Annotated in this window: 27 protein-coding genes; 13 read left to right on the forward strand and 14 right to left on the reverse strand. The window is 43.0% G+C overall.

All coding sequences use genetic code 11. From position 1 onward, the window contains the following. Positions 1–165 precede the first annotated feature (165 nt). The 5 genes from TRESU_RS04320 (at position 166) to TRESU_RS04340 (ending at position 1,984) form a co-directional block, all read left to right on the forward strand. Positions 166–402, forward strand: coding sequence for a hypothetical protein (locus tag TRESU_RS04320; protein ID WP_013701077.1), 237 nt, complete (start codon positions 166–168; stop codon positions 400–402). Further along, a complete protein-coding gene (locus TRESU_RS14140) occupies positions 399–794 on the forward strand; it encodes an NlpC/P60 family protein (RefSeq protein WP_013701078.1) in 396 nt (131 codons plus the stop codon). The genes TRESU_RS04320 and TRESU_RS14140 overlap by 4 nt, the downstream gene beginning before the upstream one ends. Further along, positions 791–1,213, forward strand: coding sequence for a hypothetical protein (locus tag TRESU_RS04330; RefSeq protein ID WP_013701079.1), 423 nt, complete (start codon positions 791–793; stop codon positions 1,211–1,213). Before TRESU_RS14140 ends, TRESU_RS04330 begins: the two co-directional genes overlap by 4 nt. Next, entirely contained in the window at positions 1,185–1,424 is a 240-nt protein-coding gene (locus tag TRESU_RS04335; RefSeq protein ID WP_041611970.1) for a hypothetical protein, read from the forward strand. Before TRESU_RS04330 ends, TRESU_RS04335 begins: the two co-directional genes overlap by 29 nt. Positions 1,425–1,507: 83 nt before the next feature. Continuing rightward, positions 1,508–1,984, forward strand: coding sequence for a transposase (locus TRESU_RS04340; protein WP_013701080.1), 477 nt, complete (start codon positions 1,508–1,510; stop codon positions 1,982–1,984). 434 nt (positions 1,985–2,418) lie between these two features. Here TRESU_RS04340 and TRESU_RS04350 read toward each other — a convergent pair whose 3' ends face one another. From TRESU_RS04350 to TRESU_RS04380, 8 genes are all read right to left on the reverse strand, one after another. Continuing rightward, a complete protein-coding gene (locus TRESU_RS04350) occupies positions 2,419–2,817 on the reverse strand; it encodes a cytidine deaminase family protein (protein ID WP_013701081.1) in 399 nt (132 codons plus the stop codon). 14 nt (positions 2,818–2,831) lie between these two features. Continuing rightward, complete coding sequence (locus tag TRESU_RS15100; protein WP_169309740.1) at positions 2,832–2,972, reverse strand: hypothetical protein; 141 nt, start codon at positions 2,970–2,972, stop codon at positions 2,832–2,834. Between the two features lie 192 nt (positions 2,973–3,164). Beyond that, positions 3,165–4,097: an ABC transporter permease gene (locus TRESU_RS04355; protein ID WP_013701083.1), complete on the reverse strand. Its 933-nt coding sequence runs from the start codon at positions 4,095–4,097 to the stop codon at positions 3,165–3,167. Continuing rightward, positions 4,094–5,236, reverse strand: coding sequence for an ABC transporter permease (locus tag TRESU_RS04360; RefSeq protein ID WP_013701084.1), 1,143 nt, complete (start codon positions 5,234–5,236; stop codon positions 4,094–4,096). The genes TRESU_RS04355 and TRESU_RS04360 overlap by 4 nt, the downstream gene beginning before the upstream one ends. Beyond that, positions 5,227–6,753: an ABC transporter ATP-binding protein gene (locus TRESU_RS04365; RefSeq protein WP_013701085.1), complete on the reverse strand. Its 1,527-nt coding sequence runs from the start codon at positions 6,751–6,753 to the stop codon at positions 5,227–5,229. The genes TRESU_RS04360 and TRESU_RS04365 overlap by 10 nt, the downstream gene beginning before the upstream one ends. Positions 6,754–6,869: 116 nt before the next feature. Then, a complete protein-coding gene (locus TRESU_RS04370; RefSeq protein ID WP_013701086.1) occupies positions 6,870–7,949 on the reverse strand; it encodes a BMP family lipoprotein in 1,080 nt (359 codons plus the stop codon). Between the two features lie 322 nt (positions 7,950–8,271). Further along, positions 8,272–8,418 carry a hypothetical protein gene (locus TRESU_RS15105; RefSeq protein ID WP_169309741.1) on the reverse strand — a complete coding sequence of 49 codons (147 nt, stop codon included), beginning with the start codon at positions 8,416–8,418 and terminating at the stop codon, positions 8,272–8,274. 39 nt (positions 8,419–8,457) lie between these two features. Further along, positions 8,458–9,183, reverse strand: coding sequence for an integrase core domain-containing protein (locus TRESU_RS04380; protein WP_245535707.1), 726 nt, complete (start codon positions 9,181–9,183; stop codon positions 8,458–8,460). Between the two features lie 29 nt (positions 9,184–9,212). Between TRESU_RS04380 and TRESU_RS04385 the strand changes: the two genes are divergently transcribed. From TRESU_RS04385 to TRESU_RS14890, 3 genes are all read left to right on the forward strand, one after another. Then, positions 9,213–10,130 carry a hypothetical protein gene (locus TRESU_RS04385; protein WP_013701088.1) on the forward strand — a complete coding sequence of 306 codons (918 nt, stop codon included), beginning with the start codon at positions 9,213–9,215 and terminating at the stop codon, positions 10,128–10,130. A 501-nt stretch (positions 10,131–10,631) separates the two neighbouring features. Next, positions 10,632–10,778, forward strand: coding sequence for a hypothetical protein (locus tag TRESU_RS15110; RefSeq protein ID WP_169309742.1), 147 nt, complete (start codon positions 10,632–10,634; stop codon positions 10,776–10,778). A gap of 127 nt (positions 10,779–10,905) precedes the next feature. Continuing rightward, entirely contained in the window at positions 10,906–11,097 is a 192-nt protein-coding gene (locus TRESU_RS14890) for a hypothetical protein (RefSeq protein WP_148228256.1), read from the forward strand. Between the two features lie 94 nt (positions 11,098–11,191). Here TRESU_RS14890 and TRESU_RS04395 read toward each other — a convergent pair whose 3' ends face one another. Next, the gene (locus tag TRESU_RS04395; protein ID WP_013701089.1) at positions 11,192–12,388 is read right to left on the reverse strand and encodes an ATP-binding protein; all 1,197 of its coding nucleotides are present in this window, start codon (positions 12,386–12,388) and stop codon (positions 11,192–11,194) included. Between the two features lie 330 nt (positions 12,389–12,718). Between TRESU_RS04395 and TRESU_RS04400 the strand changes: the two genes are divergently transcribed. The 3 genes from TRESU_RS04400 (at position 12,719) to TRESU_RS04410 (ending at position 16,155) form a co-directional block, all read left to right on the forward strand. Next, positions 12,719–14,107, forward strand: a complete 1,389-nt coding sequence (locus tag TRESU_RS04400; protein WP_052299620.1) for an ATP-binding protein — start codon at positions 12,719–12,721, stop codon at positions 14,105–14,107. A gap of 221 nt (positions 14,108–14,328) precedes the next feature. Beyond that, positions 14,329–15,195, forward strand: coding sequence for a formylglycine-generating enzyme family protein (locus TRESU_RS14145; protein ID WP_013701091.1), 867 nt, complete (start codon positions 14,329–14,331; stop codon positions 15,193–15,195). Positions 15,196–15,510: 315 nt separating this feature from the next. Then, a complete protein-coding gene (locus TRESU_RS04410; protein WP_013701092.1) occupies positions 15,511–16,155 on the forward strand; it encodes a hypothetical protein in 645 nt (214 codons plus the stop codon). 103 nt (positions 16,156–16,258) lie between these two features. Here the strand turns inward: TRESU_RS04410 and TRESU_RS04415 are convergent, their stop codons facing one another. The 3 genes from TRESU_RS04415 to TRESU_RS04425 form a co-directional block, all read right to left on the reverse strand. After that, positions 16,259–17,404 (reverse strand): ATP-binding protein, encoded by a 1,146-nt coding sequence (locus TRESU_RS04415; RefSeq protein ID WP_013701093.1) that lies wholly within the window; start codon positions 17,402–17,404, stop codon positions 16,259–16,261. 122 nt (positions 17,405–17,526) lie between these two features. Then, positions 17,527–18,282 (reverse strand): zeta toxin family protein, encoded by a 756-nt coding sequence (locus TRESU_RS04420; protein WP_013701094.1) that lies wholly within the window; start codon positions 18,280–18,282, stop codon positions 17,527–17,529. A gap of 2 nt (positions 18,283–18,284) precedes the next feature. Beyond that, positions 18,285–18,488: a hypothetical protein gene (locus tag TRESU_RS04425; RefSeq protein WP_013701095.1), complete on the reverse strand. Its 204-nt coding sequence runs from the start codon at positions 18,486–18,488 to the stop codon at positions 18,285–18,287. Between the two features lie 255 nt (positions 18,489–18,743). Between TRESU_RS04425 and purM the strand changes: the two genes are divergently transcribed. Further along, positions 18,744–19,853: a phosphoribosylformylglycinamidine cyclo-ligase gene (purM, locus tag TRESU_RS04430; protein ID WP_013701096.1), complete on the forward strand. Its 1,110-nt coding sequence runs from the start codon at positions 18,744–18,746 to the stop codon at positions 19,851–19,853. Further along, positions 19,846–20,472 (forward strand): phosphoribosylglycinamide formyltransferase, encoded by a 627-nt coding sequence (gene purN, locus TRESU_RS04435; protein WP_013701097.1) that lies wholly within the window; start codon positions 19,846–19,848, stop codon positions 20,470–20,472. The genes purM and purN overlap by 8 nt, the downstream gene beginning before the upstream one ends. Here the strand turns inward: purN and TRESU_RS04440 are convergent. Then, positions 20,469–21,185 (reverse strand): tRNA threonylcarbamoyladenosine dehydratase, encoded by a 717-nt coding sequence (locus tag TRESU_RS04440; protein WP_013701098.1) that lies wholly within the window; start codon positions 21,183–21,185, stop codon positions 20,469–20,471. The genes purN and TRESU_RS04440 overlap by 4 nt on opposite strands. A 1-nt stretch (position 21,186) precedes the next feature. Next, the gene (locus TRESU_RS04445; RefSeq protein WP_013701099.1) at positions 21,187–22,659 is read right to left on the reverse strand and encodes an OmpA family protein; all 1,473 of its coding nucleotides are present in this window, start codon (positions 22,657–22,659) and stop codon (positions 21,187–21,189) included. Between the last annotated feature and the right edge of the window lie 78 nt (positions 22,660–22,737).

Below are 22,737 nucleotides of genomic sequence, written 5' to 3' on the forward strand. Positions count from 1 at the left end.
CGTTGTGTACAATATACAGCTTGGCAAAGCCCTTGAATTGATAACATTTACGCGCTGTTTTATGAGCGTAAAAGCTATCATTTTTGGCTCATCGTTTGGCTTTATCCTCTTGGAAAAGACTTTCGCATTAACTGCGCAAGCCAATATTTTTACAAGGAGGCGGCTATGGAAAATGAGTTGCTTACAAAGCTCTACGGTGAGTTCTGCTCTATGCGTGGAGAAATGTGCGAGTTCAAGAACAGAACTCTTGAGCGTCTGGGGGCTCTGGAAACAAGCCTTAAAAAATCTTCCGCAGAAAAGGCGGCTAGGATTTGCCAGATTGTTTCTATTGGTACGGGAGCGGTTGCCCTTGCTTCTGCAGGATTCGCTGTGCTAAAAGCATTCTTGGGAGGCGCGGCATGAGCATTCAGCAAAAATACTTTGAGGAACTGAGAAAATTTGAGGGCGCGCCTTATGTGTGGGGAGGCTCTTCTCCAAGCGGAAGCGACTGCTCTGGCTCTGTATGCTCCGCTGTAAGCCATTCTCTTGGAACAAGGCTTCGTGTTACAGCAGATGAATTGTATAGAAGATTTTTTACAGAAAATGTAAAAAGCTTTTGCAACTCAAATTTCCTGTACGCGGCATTCTTTCTTGACGCGCAGGGCAGGGCTGTTCATGTGGCGGGCTGGTGCGGAGCTTGCTATGTAAATGTTTCCCGGCTGGAGGAAAATAAATGCGGCGCATTCCGCAGTGAAAGTGAGATGAAGCTGATGTATTCTCATTTAAGGATGGTAAAAAGAGGGCTTGCTGTATGACAAAGATTGAAAGTATTCATTTTACTTATGCAGAGCTTTTTCAGAATGTATTTAAAAGGCTGCTTCTTCTTGCAGGAAAACTTGCAGGGTACAAGGGATTTGCAGTTTTAATTGCGACAGTGCTTCTTAGGCTTGGATATATAGGGGATGCGGCCTGGGCTTCTGTTGTGATTTCTGCTCTTTGCGGGGCGGTTCTGCCAAAAGCTTTGGGAGGCTATGCCGCTATGGATTCATCTATGGATGTAGGAGGTAAAGAAAATGAGCCATTCTCATATAATGCAAAAAATAGCCGCCGTGGTTCTGGCGGTAAACATGGTTTTTCCGGCGAGTGCAGAAAAATTGTTTCTGACGGAAAAAGCAGAATCAGAAGCGCAGTTAAAAACGCAGGACTTGCCGCCGGATCAGACTCTGGGCAATGAAACCCTTGCAGCTGAACTTGAAAGAATTCTTGAAGAAACGGTTGATGAAGCCTTGTTTTTGCAGCAGGAGGGACTTAAGGCGCAGTTTGAAAAAGAAAACAGGCGCATTCTAAAAAGCCGCTCATTCTGGAGAAAAACAGCTCTGTGCGAGTTTGCCGTTATTCTAGGAGCCGCATTTACAGGCGGCGTTATGTACAGACTTAGAAACTAGCAGAGAGGGGCTGTCCAAAAAGAAACGGGCAGCCCTAATTATTTTAAATTTACAAGAGAATTCAAATCTGCTAAAATTTAAATATGAGCAGAGGCGTAAGCGATAAAATCACATACAAACCATATAACCAGGGCGGGCAGTGGCTCCTGCCACCAAGTCTGGACGAACTGGTTCCACAAAATCATTTTGTAAGAATTGTCAGCAAAACAGTAGATGAACTCGAAATTGAAGAAGCATTTGCACGAAATACAAAAGGCGGCGGAGCAAGCAGATACAATCCGGTCATGCTACTGAAAGTAATGATTTACTGCTACATGACAGGAATATATTCTTCAAGACAGATTGCAAAACAGTGCCGCGAGAATGTAAACGTGATGTGGCTCACTGGATTCCAGAAACCGGACTTCAGAACTATCAATACCTTCCGCAGTGAAAAGCTGAAAGACTCAATCGAGGAAATATTTGTATCGACAGTGAGGCTTCTGAACAGGAAAGGTTATGTCAGCCTTGAAAAATATTTCGTTGACGGAACGAAAATCTACAAAATTCATTTAACATAAAAAAGACCGCCCTTTTTGAAGTCTGTTAATAACTTCTAGGACAGCCCCGTCTTTACTAATGTGCAGTTTGTGAATGCAACGCATTTGCAAACTGCAGTTATAAAAATTACACGGATGTAATTTTTATAACGTATCCTCTAAGGGGAGAGTCAAGAAAAGTTTTAAAATTTTTGTAAAATCTAAATCTAATAAAATCAGTTTTGTTTTCAAAAATATTTTATGTTTACTCCATTTATAATTTCATTGCCATTGCAGAATCATTGCAGCAAAAACCCATTGATTCATACAAAGGCCTTCCTTTTTCAGTTGCATCAAGGCTGATTTCTGTCACTTTCCGAGACTTTGCTTCCTCTATCAGAAGCTCCAGCATTTTTTTGCAAGCCCCTTGCGGCGGAAATCTTTTTTCAAATACACATTCATCAAATGGGCGCGCTTTATTCCCCGATCCACCACTCTGGAGTAATGTCTCCAAGCTTTATGATTCTTTCATTTTCGTAGTCCATTAAAATCTCGATTCCCTTGTAAGTCTTTGGCATGAGCTGAACCATAAGTTCACGGCATGCACCGCATGGAGCTCCGCATTTTCCGTCAGGCATGACAGCGGCAACTTTTGTAAATTCATTTTCGCCGTTGGTAATCATGTTGAAGATTGCGTTTCGTTCGGCACAGATTCCCAAAGTTGAGCAGGTGTCAATGCAAACACCAGTGTAGATTTTTCCACTTTTTGAAAGAATGGCTGCGGCAACTTCTCCGCCAGAAACATAGTCAGAAATCTGTCTTGGATTCTGCACTTCCTTTGCGGCGTTATAAAGTTCTGTCCAAATTGCGTCCATATTATTTTCTCCTGTTATTCTTTTATTCCCCAAAGTTCAAAAGGTCTGTTCTTCAGTTCTTCGGCACAAAGGCTAACCACATCAAGAATATCAAAATACATTACATGACAGTTGCCGATGTAGGTTTCCTTGATAAGTCCTTTTTTGTATACCATGCTTTCAATGGCGGATGTCCGGTTTCTATGAACCATTCTTCAGGCGGATAAATTTTGTTTACAGCATCGCTTGGTGCATACTGCTCATTGATTTCTTTTGGAGTATGAACTTCCATATAGTGCATGGCTGTAAGCTTGTAAATGTCTACTCCAAAAAGAAGTGCCTTACCATACTAACTCTCCGTTACATTTCTAATACGGAATTCCGTTCGCGGCGGGGGCAGCCATTTTCTTTGACGAGAAGACGAGCGCGACAAGTGTTACCGCGTAAGGGAACACCTTGAAGATTACTGTCGGAATCACGGCGAGGGCGGGAATGACCTGTGAGACATTCGCAAGCGTGGTGAAGAATCCGAAGAAGAATGTCGCGCCTAGAATTCCAAGCGGCTTCCACTGTCCGAAAATAAGCGCGGCGATTGAAAGAAATCCGAGTCCCGCGACGCTTCCGTTGAATTCGCCTGAATAAGTCACAAGCATGACAGCACCGCCAAGACCCGACAAGGCACCGCTCACAAGAACCGCGACGTATCGCATTAAATGCACGTTCACTCCGGCGCTCGCAACCGCTGAAGGATGCTCACCGCAGGCACGGAGGCGCAGACCGAATGAGGTTTTGTAAAGCAACCAGAACGAGAATCCCCAGATTCCGAGCACAAGCCAGGTTGACCAGTAGACGCGCGAGAAAATCAGTTTTCCAAGAAGAGGAATTCCTGAAAGCCCGGCGTAGTCCATCGGAATTATTCCCATCATAATCGGAATGTTTCCGCTGCCCGTAACCTGACGCGCGATGTAAATCGTGATTGCGGCGGCAAGCATATTGATTGCAGTTCCTGAGATGACCTGATCCGCCTTGAGCGTTATCGAGGCGAACGCATGAAGCAGCGCGAAGACAGCTCCGAACAGAGCGCCGACGGCAAGTCCGATTATTATGACCTGCGTGTGTCCCACGGAATTCTCAAGCAGCCTGATTGCGAACGCGCTTCCGAAATACCCTGAAAGCATAAGCCCCTCAAGTCCGAGGTTCGTGACGCCGGAACGTTCGCTGTAAAGTCCGCCCAAAGAAGTTATGAGCATCGGCATCGTGTATGCGATTACATAAGGAAAAACCTGATAAAGCAAATTCATTTTTCAGCTCCCGGTTGATTTGAATTTTCAGAAAGTCCCGCAAGCTTCTTTTCGTGAAGCTTATGGAAAAGTCCGTTCCACAGTTTCTCAAAAAGCACGCTCGTCGCGGTAAAATAGATGATTACGGAAATAATCGTGTCCGCGATTTCGGGCGGAACATCGGTGAGCGCGTTCATGAACCCCTTTCCCGACTGAAGGATTCCGAAGAAAAGGGATGCGAACAGAACACCGACCGGTGTTGAAGCTCCAAGCAGGGAAACCGCGATTCCGTCAAACCCCTGGGCAGGCATCACGCCGATCTGCATATTCAGCGCGTAACCGGCATAATACGAAAGTCCTGCAAGCCCTGAAAGTCCGCCGGAAATCGCCATGGAAAGCACGATGCTCCGGTTCACGTTGATTCCGGCGTATTCCGCGCAGAATCTGTTCGCGCCCACAGCTTTAAGTTCATACCCTACTGTGGTTCGGTTCAGGCACCAACGCACAAGAAAAACCGAGGCGACGGCAAAAATTATTCCCAGGTTGATGTATTCCGAACCTGAGAAGACTGCGGAAAGCCAGTGGCTTCTGAGCGACTGCGTAACGGCAAGGGAGGAGCTTTCAGTCTCAAGTGAAGGGCCTTTCAGATACGCCGGAATAAAATAGTAGATGCTCCAGTACGCCGTCCAGTTCAGCATGATTGAGGAAACGACCTCATGCACATTGAACTTCGCCTTGAGAAATCCGACGAGCGCGCCCCACAGTGAGCCTCCTGCAAGCGCGGAAATGACGAGCACGACAAGATAAAGCGGACGCGGAAGAAAAACAAAATGCCCGACAACCGTGGCGAAAAGTCCGCCCACAAGCATCTGCCCTGAAGCTCCGATATTGAAAAGCCCGGTCTTGTACGCAAACGCAAACGAAAGTCCGGTGAACATAAGAGGAGTGGCGGTGGCGAAAGTGTTTCCGATTCTCTCGCGGTTCATCAGCGCGCCCCTGAGAATATAGGCGTAGGCCTCAAACGGATTTTCCCCGATAAAAAGCATGAGAAGTCCGCCCACGGCAAGTCCAAGCAAAACCGCGCTCAGCGCAATCAGGAACGGTCCGCTCTTTCTCTCCTCTTTCTTTGTTTCTGCTGAAAATATTTTTTTTATAACCATTTGTCTTTCCTCACGCCGGCCATCATAAGTCCCACGGAATGCTCGTCGGTCGAAGCCGTGTCCACAATGTCCATCAGCTCTCCGCCGGAAATGACGGCGATTCTGTCCGAAAGGTTGAAAATCTCGTCAAGCTCAAGCGACACAAGAAGCACGGCGTTTCCCTTGTCCCGGTGCGCCACAATCTGTTTGTGGATATATTCAATCGCGCCCACGTCAAGACCGCGCGTAGGCTGAACTGCAATCAGAAGCTTCGGATTCATGGAAATCTCGCGGCCGACAATCAGCTTCTGCTGGTTTCCGCCTGAAAGCTTCCCCGCAGGAGAATTTATTCCCTCGCCGGACCGCACGTCGAATTTCCGCACGACAGCTTCTGAATATGAGTTGATTTCCGGGAAATTCAGGATTCCGTTTCTGCTGAAAGGTCTCTTGTAATACGACTTCATCACCATGTTCCCGGCAATCCGCATTGAGGCGATAAGTCCGCGCTTGATTCTGTCCTCTGGAATATGGCCAAGTCCAAGCTCATTTCTTCTGCGCACGGTCAGATCCGTCGCGTCAGTTCCGTCAATAATGACAGAGCCGCTTTCCGCAGGAAGAAGTCCGCAGACCGCCTCGACAAGCTCAGTCTGCCCGTTTCCGTCAACGCCCGCAAGCCCCACAATCTCGCCGGCATGAACCGTAAGGCTGAAATTCTTCACGCCCAGAACTTTCTTCGCATTCATCACGCAGAGATTCCTCACCTCAAGGACAGGACGGCCGGTTTTGGGCGCGCTCTTCTCAACCTTGAAATTCACAGGACGGCCTACCATTTTTGCGGCCATAAGCGCGGTATCAGTCGAAGCCACATCCACAACGTCAATCAGCTTTCCGCAGCGGATAATCGTGCAACGGTCGGCCACGGCCTTTATCTCGTTCAGCTTGTGCGTGATTATCACGACGGATTTTCCTTCCTTCACAAGATTCCTGATAATCCGCATGAGGTCGTCAATTTCCTGCGGAGTCAGAACCGCTGTCGGCTCGTCAAAAATCAGGATGCCGGCGTCGCAGTAAAGCATTTTCAGAATCTCGACACGCTGCTGCATTCCCACGGAAATGTCCTCAATCTTCATGTCGGGATCAATGTTCAGTCCGTACTTCCCGCTCAGCGCCTTGATTCTCGCGGATGCCTCCTTTCTGTGCAGGACAAATCCGCCTTCCATTCCGAGAATGATGTTCTCCGTAACCGTAAAATTGCCCACAAGCTGAAAGTGCTGGTGGACCATTCCGATTCCAAGCCGGGCCGCGTCATTCGGATTCTTTATTGAAACTTCCTTTCCGCGGATTTTCACCGTTCCCCTGTCCGCATGATAAAGCCCGAAGAGGATGCTCATCAGCGTGGATTTTCCCGCCCCGTTCTCGCCCAGAATCGCATGGACCTCTCCGTCCCGCACCCTAAGCGTAATATCTTCGTTCGCAACAATACCCGGAAACTCCTTCCTGATATTGAGCATCTCAATCACGTAGTTGTCTGCGCCCATTTTTACTCCAATCTCAACTTTCAACATGAAATTATATCACAGCAAACGGATTCCGTGCAAAAAAAAACAAGCCCCCGGGTTTTATGCCGGAGGCCCTTCAAACTGAAATTGAAGTCTTATTTTATGAGTCCGTCAGCGGAAGCTGCGACTTTGATTCCGCCTGATTTTATGAGGGCAAGAACCTCGTCGGCCTTTTTCTGTGCATCCGCGGAAAGGTTCGGATTCTTCACAGGAATTCCGATTCCGTCGTTCGCAGCGGAAAGCTCAAGCTCCTGTCCGCCCGGGAATTTTCCTGCAAGCTGCGCCTCGATCATGTCGTAGGACGCGCGGTCAAGGAATTTCTGTGCGGAAGTGAGAACCGCGCTCTTTCCCTTTGCGTAGATTCCGTCGTTGTACTGGTCAACGTCAACTCCGACCATCCACACATCCTTTCCGGTTGAGCGGCGTGTCTTTGCCTCGTTGATGACTCCGACTCCCACACCGCCTGCAGCCGCGAACACAACCTTCACGCCCTTGTCGTACATTGAGGCCGCAAGCTGCTGTCCCGCAGCGACATCAGAGAAAGTTCCCTGATAGACAACGTTCTCCGCGTCAATCGAAATCTTTGTTCCGTAGTTGGCGTTCGCATAGGCGATTCCCTGCTGCCATCCCCAGTTGAATTTCTGAACCGCAGGAATCTCCATTCCGCCGATGAATCCGAATTTTCCTTCCTTAATCTGAACCGCCGCGGCAACTCCTGCCACAAATCCCGACTCCTGCTCAAGCCATGAGACGGCGACAGTGTTCTTCGCAGTCTCGAAAGTGCTGTAGTCGGCAGTGTGAGGTTTTCCGTCAAGAAGAACAAAAAGAACGTTCGGATATTTTTTCTGAGCGGCATAAACGGCCGTCTCGAATTTGAATCCCGGACAGATAATCATCTGATAGCCGGCATCCGCAAGGTTTCCGATTTCCTTGAGATAGTCCGCCTCGGTTGTTCCGGCAGGCTTGAGGTACTTTGTCTTTATGCCCATGTCCTTCTGGGCGCGGAGAATTCCTTCCCAAGTTCCCTGATTGAAGGACTTGTCATCGATTGTTCCGGAGTCCGTAACCATTCCGACCCTGAGATTCGACTTCTTGGAATCCTTCTTCTTTCCGGCGGCAAACGCTGATGTGGCGATAAGCAGAACACTCACCGCGATTGTAAGAATCTTTTTCATTTTTCCTCCAAAAAAAGTCAATGAGAAAATTTCAATTTTCGATTTGACTTTTTAAGCATATTCGCAATGAAATGAGAATATGCAGTTAAATTCAAGAAGTTTGCAACGCAAACTTGTGAATAAAAACTTTGACGCCATTTCAGGCAAAGTTTTTATTGCACCCTCCAAAAAAAGTCAACTTGACTTTTCTGCAACAAATTGAACCCGCAATGCAGGCTCCTCGATAAATGCTACAATTCACACCGCTCTGTTGTCAAGAAAAAACAGCGGACATGATTTTTGCAGAAGCATGATTCCGGCTGAAAAAGAAAATCGGAAAAAATTACAAAGCGGCGAAATTCCCGGAAATCCTCTCCTCCTCGTTTTTCATAAGCGAGCAGAATTCCTGCAAGTTTTCTGCGTTCCGGGGAATTTTTACGCCAATCACATCGAGAGTTCCAGTGTCGTTCGCAAGGTTTGTCCTGCCCAAAGTGAACTTGGACTTTTTTAGGAAAGCTTATAAGGTGGTTTAAGCCTGCTGCTGTTGCAGCCAATAAGCTTTTCTGTTGATATCTGCAGTATGAAGTTTTTCTCTTCGTTCTGCAAGCCTTGATTCTTTTCTGCCTTCAAAATAATCCGCTGGAGTCAGATAAAGAAGTGCGCTGTGAAGACGCCCGTTGTTGTAAAAATCAATCCACTGTGCCATCTTTTCTTTTGCATCTTCATAACTGAAGTATGGAGTCTTACGGACATGTTCAGTTTTCAGCGTTGAATGAAATCTTTCCAATTTGCCGTTGCTCTGCGGATGACAGACTCTCGCTGCCGTTTCGTAAAGTTCCAGCAGAGAAACCAAAGATTTGAAGTCTTTTGAAATGAACTGCTTTCCGTTGTCGTGGATGATTCGTGCTTTTGCTTCCGGATACTTTTCCTTTACTCTTGCAACCAGAAGCTCAATGTTTATTCCCTCCATGTTTTCGCATAATGCCCAGTCCGGAATTTTTCGGCTGTAGCCGTCCATTATGCTGATAAAATAATAAAACACACCAGGAACCTTGATGTATGAAATATCTGTATGCCACTGCTCATGCGGAGCCTCGGGCTGGTCAAAGCCTTTTTTCTTTGCTTCTCCTTCATTCTTAGCCCATTTATGGACCAAATCGTACTCTTTCATGATGTTGTAGACGCTTGCAGGGCGGACAAAGGCTACATTTTTTACATAACCACTTGACACCCCCCCCCCGATGTAAAATGCCACATATTTTATTTTTTACAAGGAGGCTTTTTATGAAAGCTTTAAAAAAAATTTGCACAGCGCTTATGCTTCTTGCATTTGCGTTCGTATTCGCATCATGCTCTAATGGCAGTGATTCAGACGATGATGATAGCAGCACAAATGGCAAACCATCTTCTGATAGCAGCACAAATGGTTTGCTACCTTCTGTAGGAGAAAATGTTCTTGCCGGAAACTCTTATCGGTATTCACAGACAGATGACAAAAAGACTAAGACAATTACTTATGTCTTTAAAGACGGCACTGTTACAGAAACAGAAGTTAAGCAGCCAACAGGAGAATCACCAAAAACAGAAATAACAGAATACAAATACACTTGCAATGCAAATACCGGGCTTCTTTATTTGAACATTGTTTCTTGGACTGTCGATGGCGAAAAAATGACTTCAATGGATGATGTGTACAAATATTTTGCAAAAGATAACGGCTGCACTGTTGCAGAAGCAAAAGAACAGTTAGGCGATGAGAATATATTTGCAGAAAATATTTCTAAGTGCTATTTCGTAAAGGATGATGGCAATATTCTTTTGGGCGACTACTTTGGCGATGACAAAGATGTTGAAGGTTCTGAATTCGTTTATGCGGAAAATGCTGCACTTAGAGCAGATTTTGATGATGGAAAAATAGAACTAAATGTTGGCAAAAGAAATTACTGGGAAATAGAACTAGATGCAAAAGAAAAAACTTTCTCTGGTGACGAAATTAATGGTTCATACACTGTAAAAACGGCAACAAAAACTTTGAAGGAATTAAATGGTGATTATAATAAACAAAACGAAGAAAATGGATACATCACAATTAATTTCGCAAACCTTCCTGCCACACTGAAATCAGAGCCTTACAATATGAAAACAGGCACAGAGTACAAATTCATTTTTGACCCTGACTGCGATGAATATAAAAAACTGTAAGGTTAAAAAAATAGCATTTTATAGTTGCTAAAAGACAGGCTGTCCAAACGGGCAGCCTTTTTTAGTCTCGTTGTCAATCTGTCAATTTGTCATTGTCGGACTTGATAAGACAATCTAAAAATGATTGCAATATACGCATTTAGATTTTCGGGTCAAGGCCGACAATGACAGAAAAGATACTTATTAGACATCCCCTGGAAAATTCATCTTGCCGTTATCCAGCTTGGCTGTATAATCTATAGGAAAAATGTGATATAATCACTTTATTTATATGGAAAAATGTGATTTTTGAGATAATTATTGTTGGAATTTTGTGATTAATCTTATATTCTGTGAATTAGGAATGATATAAAAGATAGGAATTGCAATCTGTACGCTGCTTGAAAATCAGGCTGCAAGGTGGGCAACGCGCTGTTTTATACTTGCAGCTTAATCGAATTTATTGGCCGCAGACAAAAATAAAAGAGAGCATATATTGTAAATACATTGGGCAAGAGTGTTGTGAAAAGAATATATACCCATTCAGATGTTCTGCATTGCGAGCTGATAGACAGCGTCGCGGAAGAATTTATAAAGCTGATTCTGACGCCGGGCGACTACAACGGAATAGCCAGAATGAACGCATTGGATTGGCTGATGGGGGATTAAATTTTTAAGAGAGGCAGTGGCGGGCGGCAAGGCAAAAACGGTCTACTCGGCTGACTATTTTAGGATTGTTTACTCTGATATACAATTTTTGATGATTTTTGTTTATTGGACTATACAATTTAATTTTATGATGTATAATATTGATTATTTTAAGCGTGATGACAGCTCCAGTGAGGTTGAGCTTTTGATTGAAAAAGAATGTTCTGTTGTGCCGGTTGAAGTAAAGGCTAAAAAAGGCGGCACTTCATCTTTGGATTCCCTTCTTAAAAAAGATGAAATAAAATATGGCTACAAGATAGTAAACGGCAATGTAGAATAACCAGAAACCATCAAAAACTTGGTTTTTAATTTAAAACGGTGCAAAGTTCTATTTTGTACCGTTTTTTTCTTGTCCGGCCAGTATAGTAAAAAAATCAGTACATAAAGCCCAGCAGCCAGATAGGAATCCGCCTGTCAGTGCCGAATTCTATGTCGTCGGCGATAATGTATGAGTCTGGAATTTCTTGAATTTGTTTGCGCTTTTTGTTCTTTCCGCCTACTTCAAAAGTGTATTTTGAGTCTACAAAGAAATCGCTTTCCTCTGAAAAATCAACTTTATGGGAATGTAAGAGCTGGTTTAGAACAAAAGTTTCCCGGCGGCTACCTGTATTGGCGTTTTCTCCGTTAAAAAGTTCTATAAGATTTGTGTTTTCCATGAGAATCTTTTCGGGTTTTTCAAGGACGCTTAATCCGCGTGATTTTTTATAAAGCTGATTTATAAGTTTTGCATCTTCCAGATATTTTAAATATATGAGCAAGGTCTGCCTTGAGATTCCAATTTTTGCGGCAAGCTGTGTTATGTTTGGAATGAACGGGGCTGATTCTCCTATGACAGCCAAAAGTTTCTTTATCCTCGGAATATAGGCGATTTCCAGACCGCGGAGCATGGGAAGCTCAACTTCAAGAATCATGTTCAGTGTCTCATTCAGGCGGTTAAAATAATCGTCTTTTCCTTCCAAAAAATACGGATAATATCCAAATGACAGATAATCGTCAAAGAATTCAAACGGCTTGATTTTTGATGCGATTTCTGCGGAAATCTGCTCGTTGTTCTTTAATATTTCTTCGAGTGTAAAAATTGGAAAATCATGTGCTTTTATCAGCGAAAGGTACTCGCGGAAAGAAAGCCCGGTCAGCTCATAAACTAAAGTTCTTCGGCTTAAATCCGCTCTGCCGTTCAGAATTTCAAGCAGGGAAGAACCAGTGAAGGCGATATGAAGCTCTGGGAAATCATCATAAAGATTTTTGATTTCTTTTGACCAGTTTTCGTATTTATGCACTTCGTCAATGAAAAGGTGTGTGCCGCCACGACTTGCAAATTTTTCTGCAAGTTCAACAAGTGTATTGTTTGAAAAATAAACGTTGTCAAGGTTTACGTAAAGAACTTTGTTCAGATTATTGGAGAAAGTTTTTTTTATGTGCTGCAGGAATAGCGTTGTTTTTCCGGTTCCTCTTGAGCCTCTCACGCTTATAAGCCGCGCATTCCAGTTTATTTTTCTTTCCAGTTCGCGCTCAAAGACCGGAAGTGGACCGGTCATTTTTTTTCTGAAAAGTTCTATCAGTTTTTCCATAACCTGATTTTATAGTATATTGTTCAAGTTGTTAAGTGGTCTTAACAGTTTATGGTCAATTTTGTTAAACGGACTTAACAAAATTGATTGAAAACTCATTTATTATATAGAAAGAAATGCTAAGCACGGCAATCTTGCTAGAGGATTATCAACCGAGTTTCTTTCAGAAACATCGCAGGGGCAAGCCCTATAATGACACTAAAATTTAAAAGTCGAAATTGAACCTTATAGAAAAATATTCATGTTTTGTGCATATCATAGATGAATTTTTCTTCATATTTTGTGTGTATAGCGTTTGAATTTTGTTCATATTTTGTGTATTCTGTGGGCATGGAAAATGCAATCAGGCGGAAGATACTGGATTTTCTGGCAAAATGGAGAAGCTCGGAAAATCATTTGCCTTTGATTATCCGCGGGGCAAGGCAGATTGGCAAGACTTACTCAGTCCGGCAGTTTGGAAAAAACTATAAATCTTTTGTGGAAATCAATTTTGTTGACAGCCCTGAATACAAAGATATTTTTTTGCGGGGCTATTCGACTGATGAGGTTATAAAACGCATTTCTTTTCATAATCCAAAGTTTAAGTTTATCCCTAAAGAAACCCTTATTTTTTTTGACGAGCTGCAGGAGTATCCAGACTGCTCCACGAGCCTTAAATTTTTTGCCGAGGACGGACGCTTTGATGTTATTTGCTCAGGCTCAATGATGGGACTTAATTACAGGCAGATTTCTTCAAACAGTGTGGGCTATAAACTTGACTACCAAATGTACTCGCTTGATTTTGAGGAATATCTTTGGGCAAAAGGCTATGGCGAAAGTTTTACAGAAGAGCTGTATTCCCACTTAAAGAATCTTGAGCCTTTTTCTAAAGAAGAATTGAATCTTCTGAATGACTATTTTTTGGAATATGCTGTTATCGGCGGAATGCCGGCCGTTGTAAAACGTTTTTTGATTGATGGAAACTACTCAAATATACTTCCTCTTCAAAGTCAGCTTGTGCGTGATTACGAGGAGGACATCACGAAATATGCAGACGGACTTGATAAGACGAAAATCAAAAATATTTACAGAAATATTCCGGTGTTTCTAGCGCAGGAAAACAAAAAGTTCCAGATTACAAAAGTGGCAAAAAACGCAAGGTCGCGGTATTATGTCGGCTGTGCAGAATGGTTAAGAGATGCCGGTGTTGTGAACCTTTGCTTCTGCCTTAACAATGTATGCCTGCCTTTAAAAGGAAACTACGATGAGGCAAAATATAAGATTTATTATCATGATACAGGACTTTTAATGGCGAATCTTGATGAGGAGTCTTCTGAGGACTTACGGAAAAACAAGAATTTGGGGATTTTTAAAGGTGCAATTTATGAAAATCTAGTTGGGCAGATGCTAAAAACGGCAGGTTTTGACTTATATTATTATAAAAAAGAAAATGCCCAGCTTGAGATGGACTTTTTTGTGCGCACAACGGAATCTTTGGTTCCTGTTGAAGTAAAGGCAAAAGACGGAGCGACAGTATCGCTTAACAATCTTATAAAATATCCGTCATACAAAGATGTGCGCTTTGGAATAAAGTTTTGCAATAAAAACATAGGATTTAACGGGCGTTTTTACACAATTCCGTATTTCTGCGCTTTTTTGCTAAAGCGATTCCTGCGTGAAGATTTTGTGGTTGCAACAAACAGGGAAAAGCCAGACGGCTTGAAGAAAGATGAGGTTTAAGAGGGGGCGGCTGGAGCTTTGATTCCAATCGTTGCACGGTGGACCACAAGGACTACAACTATGCTGGCTATAAATCTGTGTTTTTAGGCTTCCGCGTTGTGCGCAATGCAGATGAGTAAGCTTATGAATTCCTGTGTTAAGCATGGGAATGAAAAGAAAACAGCATAAAACACTGCGGTGTTTTTAATAGATTCAATTTCATTTTAACGAGGAGTAGAAAAATGAAGAGTTTGAAAAAATGTTTTAGTTTGGCTGGCGGCCGCAAGAGCGTGCTGTCTTTTGCAAGGCTTTTGTGCGGGCTTGTTATGCTTACAGTTCCGCTGTGCACTTCGTGCGGACAGAAAAAGGTTGACGTGCAGAAAGTTCTTGGAAAGGAAAACTACAAGGCAAGCGAACTTATGATTGCAGTTCCGGGGCAGAACTTTTCTATTCTTGCAACAGAAGTTACACAGGAGCTTTATGAGACTGTAATGGGAGAGAACCCAAGCGAGTTCAAGGGAGAAAAGAACCTTCCTGTAGAAAACGTGAGTTGGGTTGACGCTGTTGCGTTCTGCAACGAACTGAGTGTAAAAGAAGGCTTAAAGCCGTGCTACTCATACAAGGAAAACACAAACGCTGCTCAATGGGGCTTGGACAATAATGAAATGAGCGACTGGTCGGAAAACAAATGGAAAAAGTTCAACAAGAACTTTGCCTGCGATACAACAGCCGATGGCTACCGCCTGCCGACAGTGGCGGAGTGGCTGTGGGCTGCAATGGGAGGACAAGTTTTTAAATGCAGCGGAAGCGACAACCTAGATGAAGTGGGCTGGTATTATAAAAATAGCGAAGAAAAGACACATCCAGTTGTGCAGAAAAAGCCTAACGGTTACGGCTTGTATGACATGAGCGGAAACGTGTGGGAATGGTGCGGAGATTTGGACGAGTATTTCTGGGATTTCGACCCCGACTACAGCAACGTACGCTACAACTGCGGCGGCTGGAGCAGCAACGCCTACTACTGCGAGGTGGGCTACGAGTTCTGGAGCGACGCCAATATCACCAGCAACAACTTGGGCTTCCGTATTGTCCGCTCTACAGGCAAGTAATGGCGAGCTGCGGCGGTGCAGTGCCGGTGTAGCGCAGGCGGCAAGCCGCAGCGGAGCAGGTACGGAACAGCTGCAGCGAGCAGGCGCTGTTGTAAAAAAAATAGATTCCTGCATCGAGTGCAGGAATGACATATAAGTAATAACGGGAATGGCACTTGGATATGTGCGGCAGGACACGGAGAGAGTTTTGTGTAAAGGAATTTTTATAAATGAAAACTTTGAGAGAATAAAAAAGACTATCTTAAGCAGCTTTCATCTGTTTACAGTAAGCTTAATTCAAAGACAGATGAGTTCACGGAAAGCTTTTCCGCAAAAATGAATGCGGTGGGCAACCCGAACTTTAAGATGTCGAACAAGATGATAAAAGAGTACCAGGACAAGCTTGCAAAGCTTGCTCCAGCTTCTTCTGACTTGATGGAAAATTATTTCACAATCAACTCAGAAATATATGACGACTTATGCGGCAAGTTTGAGGAAAAGTATGCTGAAAAGCTCAATAAAATATGCGATGCAATAAAGGAAGCCGACAGGCAGGCATATTTTAGCTACCTAAAAAGAACGCTGCCTGGAAAATGGAGATTTGACGATAACAAGGATGACAGAAAAGGCTTTGCGGAACTTGTTTTCAAAGGCGACGGAGCGTCTGGAGAGTTTTCTTATTACTATCATAAAGATTTCGGCACAGAAATAGATTTAAATCCTATGGATCTTTTTAGCTATCATATAAACGAATTTGGACAGCCGCGGGTAGGAAAACTGATAGAACTGCCAGAGGAAGAGTTTAAATATTCCGGCACATATACAATGCTTGAAAATACTGCATATCTAAAGATTAACTCTGCTTCTAGCAAAAATACGCCGGAAAAGAAAGCAGGAGAGTCATTGCAGTCCCGTGTAAGCTTTGAAGATTCAAACACCCTCTATTTTGACGGAAAAATGTTCAAGCGCGCTAGAAGATAGAAGCTGATCCGTGCAAAAAGAAATTCCCGTGCCGCTTGCACGGGAATGAAAAAAACGTTTTATTATTATTATCCGATAAATATGTTCTGGTTGCAGTGCCGTGCTAATTTTCTGTAATAAATTCGATGTAGTTTTCCTTGGTAATTACTGAAAATGGAATCTCAGGATAATTGTTGGAGAATGTAAGCGGACACTTTGCGCCGGATTTTTTTGAACTGTATTTGAATTCAAAGGCGGAAAAAACTCCGTCCTTTTCTTCTATAAAATCAATTTCCTGTTTTTGGGTTGTGCGCCAGAAATAGTACTTTTCCTTTCTGTTGTGAAATGCATTATTCTTGATGCGTTCGCTTATTAGAAAATTTTCCCAAAGTCCGCCGATGTCTGCGCGCAGGCTGCACGGAAAAAAATTATTGATGACAGCGTTCCTTACTCCGTTGTCGTAAAAATAAATCTTTATGCTTTTCTTCAGTTCATTTCGCACATTCCGGCTGTAAGAATGAAGATGAAAGATGACAAATGCCTTTTCCAGCAGATCAATATATCTTTGTACAGTCAGGGTATCAATTCCAAGCAACCTGCCTATCTCGTTGAATGAAACCTCGCTTCCTACCTGCAAGGCTAGTGCCTGAACAAGTTTTTCTATAATAGCGGGTTTTCGTATATCCTGAAATTCAAATACATCTTTATAAAGATAGCTTGAGACAATGTTTGAGAGAATCTCCTTTTCATCACCGGGATTGTTAACAACATCTGGATAAAATCCGTAGACTAAGCGGGTTTCCAGTTGCCTGATTTCATCAATCATGGATGAATTATGGACAAGCTCGTTCGTGGAAAACGGAAAAAGATTGTACTCAAATTTTCGCCCGGTCAGAGGCTCATTCAATGTATTGGAAAGATCTAGGGACGAAGAGCCTGTTACCGCGAACTGCACATCTTGGAAATTTTCGTAGAGGATTTTCAAAATAAGCCCGATATTTTTTACACGTTGCGCCTCGTCAATTACAATGAATTTTGACTTTCCGATAAGCGGTCTAAAGTGCGCAGAAGATTCTTTAGTAAGCATGGAGCGCACATCGCTTTCATCGCAGTTCCAATATTGCGCCGTGTCTAAAAAGCCTGCTTCTGAAATCATTGACTTAAAAAGAGTTGTCTTTCCTACTTGGCGCGGTCCAATTAATATTATAATTTTCCCTTTTCCGATTCTTGATTTAAGAATGCTCTTTAAATCGCGTTGAATTTCAGTCATGATGTTAATATAGATGAAAAAACTAGGCTAATCAATAAATATTATAATATTTTTCGATTATATTCTGAAATTATTATAATATTTTTCGATTAGCTGCCATTGTTCGGTTTGACTGGATAATCTTATGGCATTTTATTATAGTCGGCTCTTCCTTCAAGGACATCCTCAATCATTTTGACATCAAGGGGCTTTCCGTCTTCGGAAGAGAATATTTTTCTTACAGCAAATGTGCCATCTTTCGGGAAACGTTCATAAATTTCAAGGCTGTCGGCAAAGCCTGATTCATAGACTGACTTTATCGTTTCTGGAAGCTGTCTTATCACAAGGTTGTGATGGGCCTTGTCAACCGCCCTTGCCAAAAGCGGATTTGTCTCCTTCATTTTTTCATAGCGTTCCTGACACGACTTCCAGCTGGTCTCCTTGTCGCATATTTGAATCGCGATTCCAGTCCTGTATCCGGCCTGTTTCATCTTTTTCAGTGTCGAGACAGGTGTCGCAGAAGTGCGGAATGTTCCCTCGACAACAATGTTGTATTTTTCAGAAACCGCCTTGTCTATAAGCTCCTCTGTCATGCGTCCTGAAAATTTCGATGTGTATTTCGGCGACTCCTCTTTGTAAAGGCTCTGGATTTCCTCAAAATGAGGATGATATGGGCGGAAGTCATCGCCGGAGATGGAAATTATGTTCTTGTTCAATCTTGCGGAAAGCATATTTGTGAGCGTTGTTTTTCCTGCTCCTGGCTGGCCGCCGAGAACGAAGCCCTCTGGAGATTCCTCTGCCTTAAGAAACGGATTCATCAATTTTATCTGATTCCAGACAATCCTGAATTTGTCCTTGAATTCTTCATCTGTGCAGTTCAGTTCATTGATAAGATACATGGCTACATTGCTCCCAGCTGCTTGATTCTTGTGGTTGTGGCTTTGTAGTCTATGTCATTAAAATCTGTATTTATAAGTTTGTGCTTCAGACTGCACAACGCTCTTTCCGAGTCTGTTCGCTCATCGCTGTTGCTTTTATTGTGCAACATTGCAAGGCTATAAGAAACAAGTTCCAGGAGAACATCCTTTTCCATTATTGTAGCCATAGGCTCGCCTCCATGAATAAATTCTATTTCACACAGTATTATTTTGTCAAGTTCTGTTTTTAGGAACTCTTAACACAGCAATGACACTGCGGCTTTAGCTTTGCGGAGAATAATTGTTTAATCCCCGCATAAATGACCGTAATTTTGCGGAGATTATATTGATATTCTCGATTTTACTGTGTCAATTTTCTTGTAATTGAATAATAACAAAATAAACTGTATATTATAAAAATAATTTTTTTAAGGAACGGAATCATGGCGGAAAAATTTGACTACAAGAAAGCTGGCGTTGATGTTAACGAGGGCTACAAGGCTGTTGACAAATACAAGAAGCAGTCTGAGCGTGCAAGAATCCCTGGTCAGCTGACCGAGCTTGGCGCATTCAATGGAATGTTTGCAGTTCCAAAGAATATGAAGAATCCTGTTATGGTTTCTGGAACAGATGGAGTTGGAACAAAGCTGGACATTGCCTTTCAGATGGGAATCTATGACACAGTTGGAATTGACTGTGTTGCAATGAGCGTTAACGACATTCTTTGCAGCGGCGTAAAGACTTCATTTTTCCTTGATTATATTGCCTGCGGAAAGCTTGATTCAAAGGTTGCCGGCGAGCTTGTAAAAGGTGTAACTGACGGCTGTGTAGATGCGGGCTGCGCTCTTCTTGGCGGTGAAACTGCTGAAATGCCAGGTTTTTACGATGATGGAAAATATGATCTGGCTGGCTTTGGAGTTGGCGTTGCAGATAAATCTGACATTATTAATGGAAGCAAAATAAAAGAAGGCGATGTTTTAATCGGTCTTTCTTCTACTGGTCCGCATTCAAACGGATATTCTTTAATCAGAAAGCTTGTTACAGATTTTGAGGAGAAAATTACAATCGGCGGAAAAGAAAGAAAAATCGGAGAAGTTCTTCTTACTCCTACACGCATTTATGTGCGCCCGGTTATGGACGTTTTGAGCAAGTTCCGTTCAAGTGTTCATGGAATGGTTCACGTTACAGGCGGCGGATTCTATGAAAATGTTCCGCGTATGTTCCCTCACGCAAAAGAGGGCAAAAAGCAGCTTATTGCAATGATAAAGAAAGATTCCTGGGAAGTTCCGGAGATTTTTGATGAACTTATAAAGCGCGGCGCAGATCCGGAAAATGTTTTCTCAACTTTCAATATGGGAATCGGATTTGTTCTTGCGGTAAGCAAAAAGGACGCTGCGGAAATCCTAAAGAGATTCAATGCGAACGCAAAGAAATTCGCTGTAAAGGGAGCTCCTGTTATGAAAGCCTATGAGATTGGCTACGTCGGCCACACAGACAAGGTCATCAAGGGCGACTTCAAGGGCAGCAAGGAAATGACACAGTTCTATGTTTAAGGCTGCTGTTTTGGTTTCAGGCGGAGGAACAAACCTTCAGTCTCTTATAGATTATCACAAATCCCATGCGGACTGTCCTTACAAGATTTGCGTTGTTATCTCAAGCACAAAAAATGCCTATGCGCTTGAACGTGCAAGAACTGCCGGAATTGACTGCGTTGTAAAAAGTCCTTTTTCCGTGATGGGAAAAGAAGCGGCTCAAAAAGCTTCGCGTGAAGAAAAAAATGCGGCGGTTTCTGATGCTGTTCTTGAAGAGTGCAAGCTCCGCGGAATTGACGGAATTGTTCTTGCAGGCTACTTGAGCGTTTTGCAGGGAAAAATAATTCAGGAATATAAGAATAAGATTATAAACCTTCATCCGGCTCTTTTGCCTAAATTCGGCGGAGTAGGGATGTGGGGGCATAATGTCCATGAGGCTGTTCTTGCCGCAAAAGAAAAGGAAAGCGGCTGCACTGTTCATCTTGTGGACGGCGGATGCGATACAGGAAAAATTCTTGTGCAGAAAAAAGTTCCTGTAATGCCAGGCGACACTCCAGATTCCTTGTATGAAAGAATTGCTCCGAATGAACATAAGGCTATAGTTGAAGGTCTTCTTATGCTTTGTTCCGGCAAGTTCTAGGACTTTACAATGTCTTTTATTACTTCGCCTGCGATAATCAAGCCGGCTACGGACGGTACAAATGATGTGCTTCCGGGAGCTGGTCTTCCTGCATTTCCTTTTGTTTCCGCGGAACTGTCATAGATTATTTTTACAGGCTCTTCCTTGGAGTACACAACTTTCAGTTTTTTTATTCCGCGCTCTTTTAAGGTCTTTCGCATTGCGCGGGCAAGAGGACAGACGCTGGTTTTGTAAATATCCGAAACTTCAAGCTGTGTGGGATCTATTTTATTTCCGGCTCCCATGCAGCTGATTATCTTTGTTCCGCATTTTTGCGCTTCTTCTGCAAGCGCGATTTTTCCTGCGACAGTGTCAATTGCATCTATTATATAGTCGTAATTTGAAAAGTCGAATGTTTCTTTTGTTTCCTGCGTGAAAAAAACTTTGTGTGTTTTTACTTCTGCCAGTGGATTTATTTCAAGAATGCGCTCTTTTGCAACATCGACTTTGTAAAGTCCTATTGTTTTGTGCGTGGCTATAATCTGGCGGTTTATATTTGTGAGGCTTACTGTGTCGCTGTCAATTAAATCAAAACTGCCGATTCCGCCTCTTGCCAAGGCTTCGACCGCGTATCCTCCAACTCCGCCGATTCCGAACACTGCGACTTTTGAGCGGTTGAGCTTTTCAATTCCTTCTTTGCCAAAAATAAGCTCTGAGCGTGAAAACTGATTCATGCTATTCTCTTAGAATGTAGCTGCCTTTTGGCATGATTATGATTTCTACACGGCGGTTTAAGGCTCTTCCCTGAGGAGTGCTGTTGTCTGCGACTGGCTTTGTTCCGCCGAATCCTCTGTACGTGAATAAGTTTTTGTCTATTCCGTTTGAAACAAGCTCCTTGATTATTTCCTGTGCGCGCTGAATGCTTAATGTCATTTGCCCGTTCGGCTTGTTTACATCAGCTGTGTGTCCTTCAATCAGAATTGTGTATTCGCCGGAAGATGTGGCTTTTTTAAGCGATTCTGCAATCTGAGCAATGCGCGGTTTTTCCTGCGGAAGAAGCTCATAAGAATCAGCGATAAAGCGCAGGTTCTGCATTGTAATTTGAATTCCTGTTAGGACTTCGTTCAGGTCAACGTCTGGAATTTTTCGCTCAAAGAAATATTTTTTTATCTGGTGATATGCGATGTAATAATTTTTGTCTTTTTTAGGTACAGAAACTTTATGCTCAAGCTGCTCCTTGTCCAAAAGAATTACAACTTTTCCTTTCTTTAGAAGCTCCACGTTTTTTTCAACGGAAGCAATCTTTAAATAGTCTTCTTTTGAAATCACAGGGTCGCATCTGTTTATTCCGTATACTTTTTTTACGGTAATCCAAAGCGGATCTTTTCCGGCTCTTCCGTCATAGTCCTCTATAAAATCTGAGCTTGAGTATTTTACGATTCCTGATTTTTTTGCTATTTCTGGCTGAACCATGTTTCGCTCGTAAAAAAGCTCCATGTCTTCTGTCCATACTTTTGGGAACAGGCACGGATAAACTTCGCTTTCTATGAATTCTCCATGGACTGGCAAAGAGCCGCGCGCGTCAAGAACAATTCCTGTGTATTCCCTGGATGCGACTTGGTCAATCGGCTGCATTTTTTTGTATGGAGTGTGGTGCTTTACAAGGCTTGAAGAAATGTCGTTCATGTCGATTGTGTGTTTTGTTAAAAGAAGGCCGTCTTTTGTAAATACCGCCGGAGTCTTTTTGCTGTTGTCTATAATTCTGGTGAGGCTTTCAAGTGTAACAGTTTCGTCAAGAACAAGGTCGCCGAGAGTTTTTGTGTCGTCCACATAAAGAGAAAGCAGCGGATTTTTTACAAGAATCGGAAGCTTCATTTCAATTTCTTTTACAGAAGTTGATTTTCCGCTTGGAAGTGGAATTCCCGCTTTTTCGATATTAAAAGCCACGTCCGAAGCAAATGTGTTTTTCGTCCAGTTTACAAAGCTTGAAGATGTCATTACGGCATCTTTTTCTGAAACGTGTCCTTGGGCTTTTGCCGCCATGATTGATTCATGCTCAATTTCTATGTCTGAATATGGAACGTAGACGGATGGAGCAGGTTCTGCAGTTTCCGTGGAAAAATCGAATTGCTCTATGTAGCTTTGCCCGAAAATGCAGGCACATGAGATTATTGCAGCTGTGTATAAAATAAAATTCTTTGTTTTCATAAAGAGTCCGTTTTTAAATTTTCGGCATTTTAATAGAAAAAATCAAGTTGATAAATAAACAAAATCTTCTTCTTTGTT

Origin of the sequence: Treponema succinifaciens DSM 2489 (assembly GCF_000195275.1) — a bacterium.
Classification (GTDB): Bacteria; Spirochaetota; Spirochaetia; order Treponematales; family Treponemataceae; genus Treponema_D; species Treponema_D succinifaciens.

Coding starts and splice junctions, on each gene's coding strand:
- TRESU_RS04320 (WP_013701077.1), top strand. CDS start 166: ATGGAAAATGAGTTGCTTACAAAGCTCTACGGTGAGTTCTGCTCTATG.
- TRESU_RS14140 (WP_013701078.1), top strand. CDS start 399: ATGAGCATTCAGCAAAAATACTTTGAGGAACTGAGAAAATTTGAGGGC.
- TRESU_RS04330 (WP_013701079.1), top strand. CDS start 791: ATGACAAAGATTGAAAGTATTCATTTTACTTATGCAGAGCTTTTTCAG.
- TRESU_RS04340 (WP_013701080.1), top strand. CDS start 1,508: ATGAGCAGAGGCGTAAGCGATAAAATCACATACAAACCATATAACCAG.
- TRESU_RS04350 (WP_013701081.1), bottom strand. CDS start 2,817: ATGGACGCAATTTGGACAGAACTTTATAACGCCGCAAAGGAAGTGCAG.
- TRESU_RS15100 (WP_169309740.1), bottom strand. CDS start 2,972: ATGGTATACAAAAAAGGACTTATCAAGGAAACCTACATCGGCAACTGT.
- TRESU_RS04355 (WP_013701083.1), bottom strand. CDS start 4,097: ATGAATTTGCTTTATCAGGTTTTTCCTTATGTAATCGCATACACGATG.
- TRESU_RS04360 (WP_013701084.1), bottom strand. CDS start 5,236: ATGGTTATAAAAAAAATATTTTCAGCAGAAACAAAGAAAGAGGAGAGA.
- TRESU_RS04365 (WP_013701085.1), bottom strand. CDS start 6,753: ATGGGCGCAGACAACTACGTGATTGAGATGCTCAATATCAGGAAGGAG.
- TRESU_RS04370 (WP_013701086.1), bottom strand. CDS start 7,949: ATGAAAAAGATTCTTACAATCGCGGTGAGTGTTCTGCTTATCGCCACA.
- TRESU_RS04385 (WP_013701088.1), top strand. CDS start 9,213: ATGAAAGCTTTAAAAAAAATTTGCACAGCGCTTATGCTTCTTGCATTT.
- TRESU_RS14890 (WP_148228256.1), top strand. CDS start 10,906: ATGATGTATAATATTGATTATTTTAAGCGTGATGACAGCTCCAGTGAG.
- TRESU_RS04395 (WP_013701089.1), bottom strand. CDS start 12,388: ATGGAAAAACTGATAGAACTTTTCAGAAAAAAAATGACCGGTCCACTT.
- TRESU_RS04400 (WP_052299620.1), top strand. CDS start 12,719: ATGGAAAATGCAATCAGGCGGAAGATACTGGATTTTCTGGCAAAATGG.
- TRESU_RS14145 (WP_013701091.1), top strand. CDS start 14,329: ATGAAGAGTTTGAAAAAATGTTTTAGTTTGGCTGGCGGCCGCAAGAGC.
- TRESU_RS04410 (WP_013701092.1), top strand. CDS start 15,511: ATGAATGCGGTGGGCAACCCGAACTTTAAGATGTCGAACAAGATGATA.
- TRESU_RS04415 (WP_013701093.1), bottom strand. CDS start 17,404: ATGACTGAAATTCAACGCGATTTAAAGAGCATTCTTAAATCAAGAATC.
- TRESU_RS04420 (WP_013701094.1), bottom strand. CDS start 18,282: ATGTATCTTATCAATGAACTGAACTGCACAGATGAAGAATTCAAGGAC.
- TRESU_RS04425 (WP_013701095.1), bottom strand. CDS start 18,488: ATGGCTACAATAATGGAAAAGGATGTTCTCCTGGAACTTGTTTCTTAT.
- purM (WP_013701096.1), top strand. CDS start 18,744: ATGGCGGAAAAATTTGACTACAAGAAAGCTGGCGTTGATGTTAACGAG.
- purN (WP_013701097.1), top strand. CDS start 19,846: ATGTTTAAGGCTGCTGTTTTGGTTTCAGGCGGAGGAACAAACCTTCAG.
- TRESU_RS04440 (WP_013701098.1), bottom strand. CDS start 21,185: ATGAATCAGTTTTCACGCTCAGAGCTTATTTTTGGCAAAGAAGGAATT.
- TRESU_RS04445 (WP_013701099.1), bottom strand. CDS start 22,659: ATGAAAACAAAGAATTTTATTTTATACACAGCTGCAATAATCTCATGT.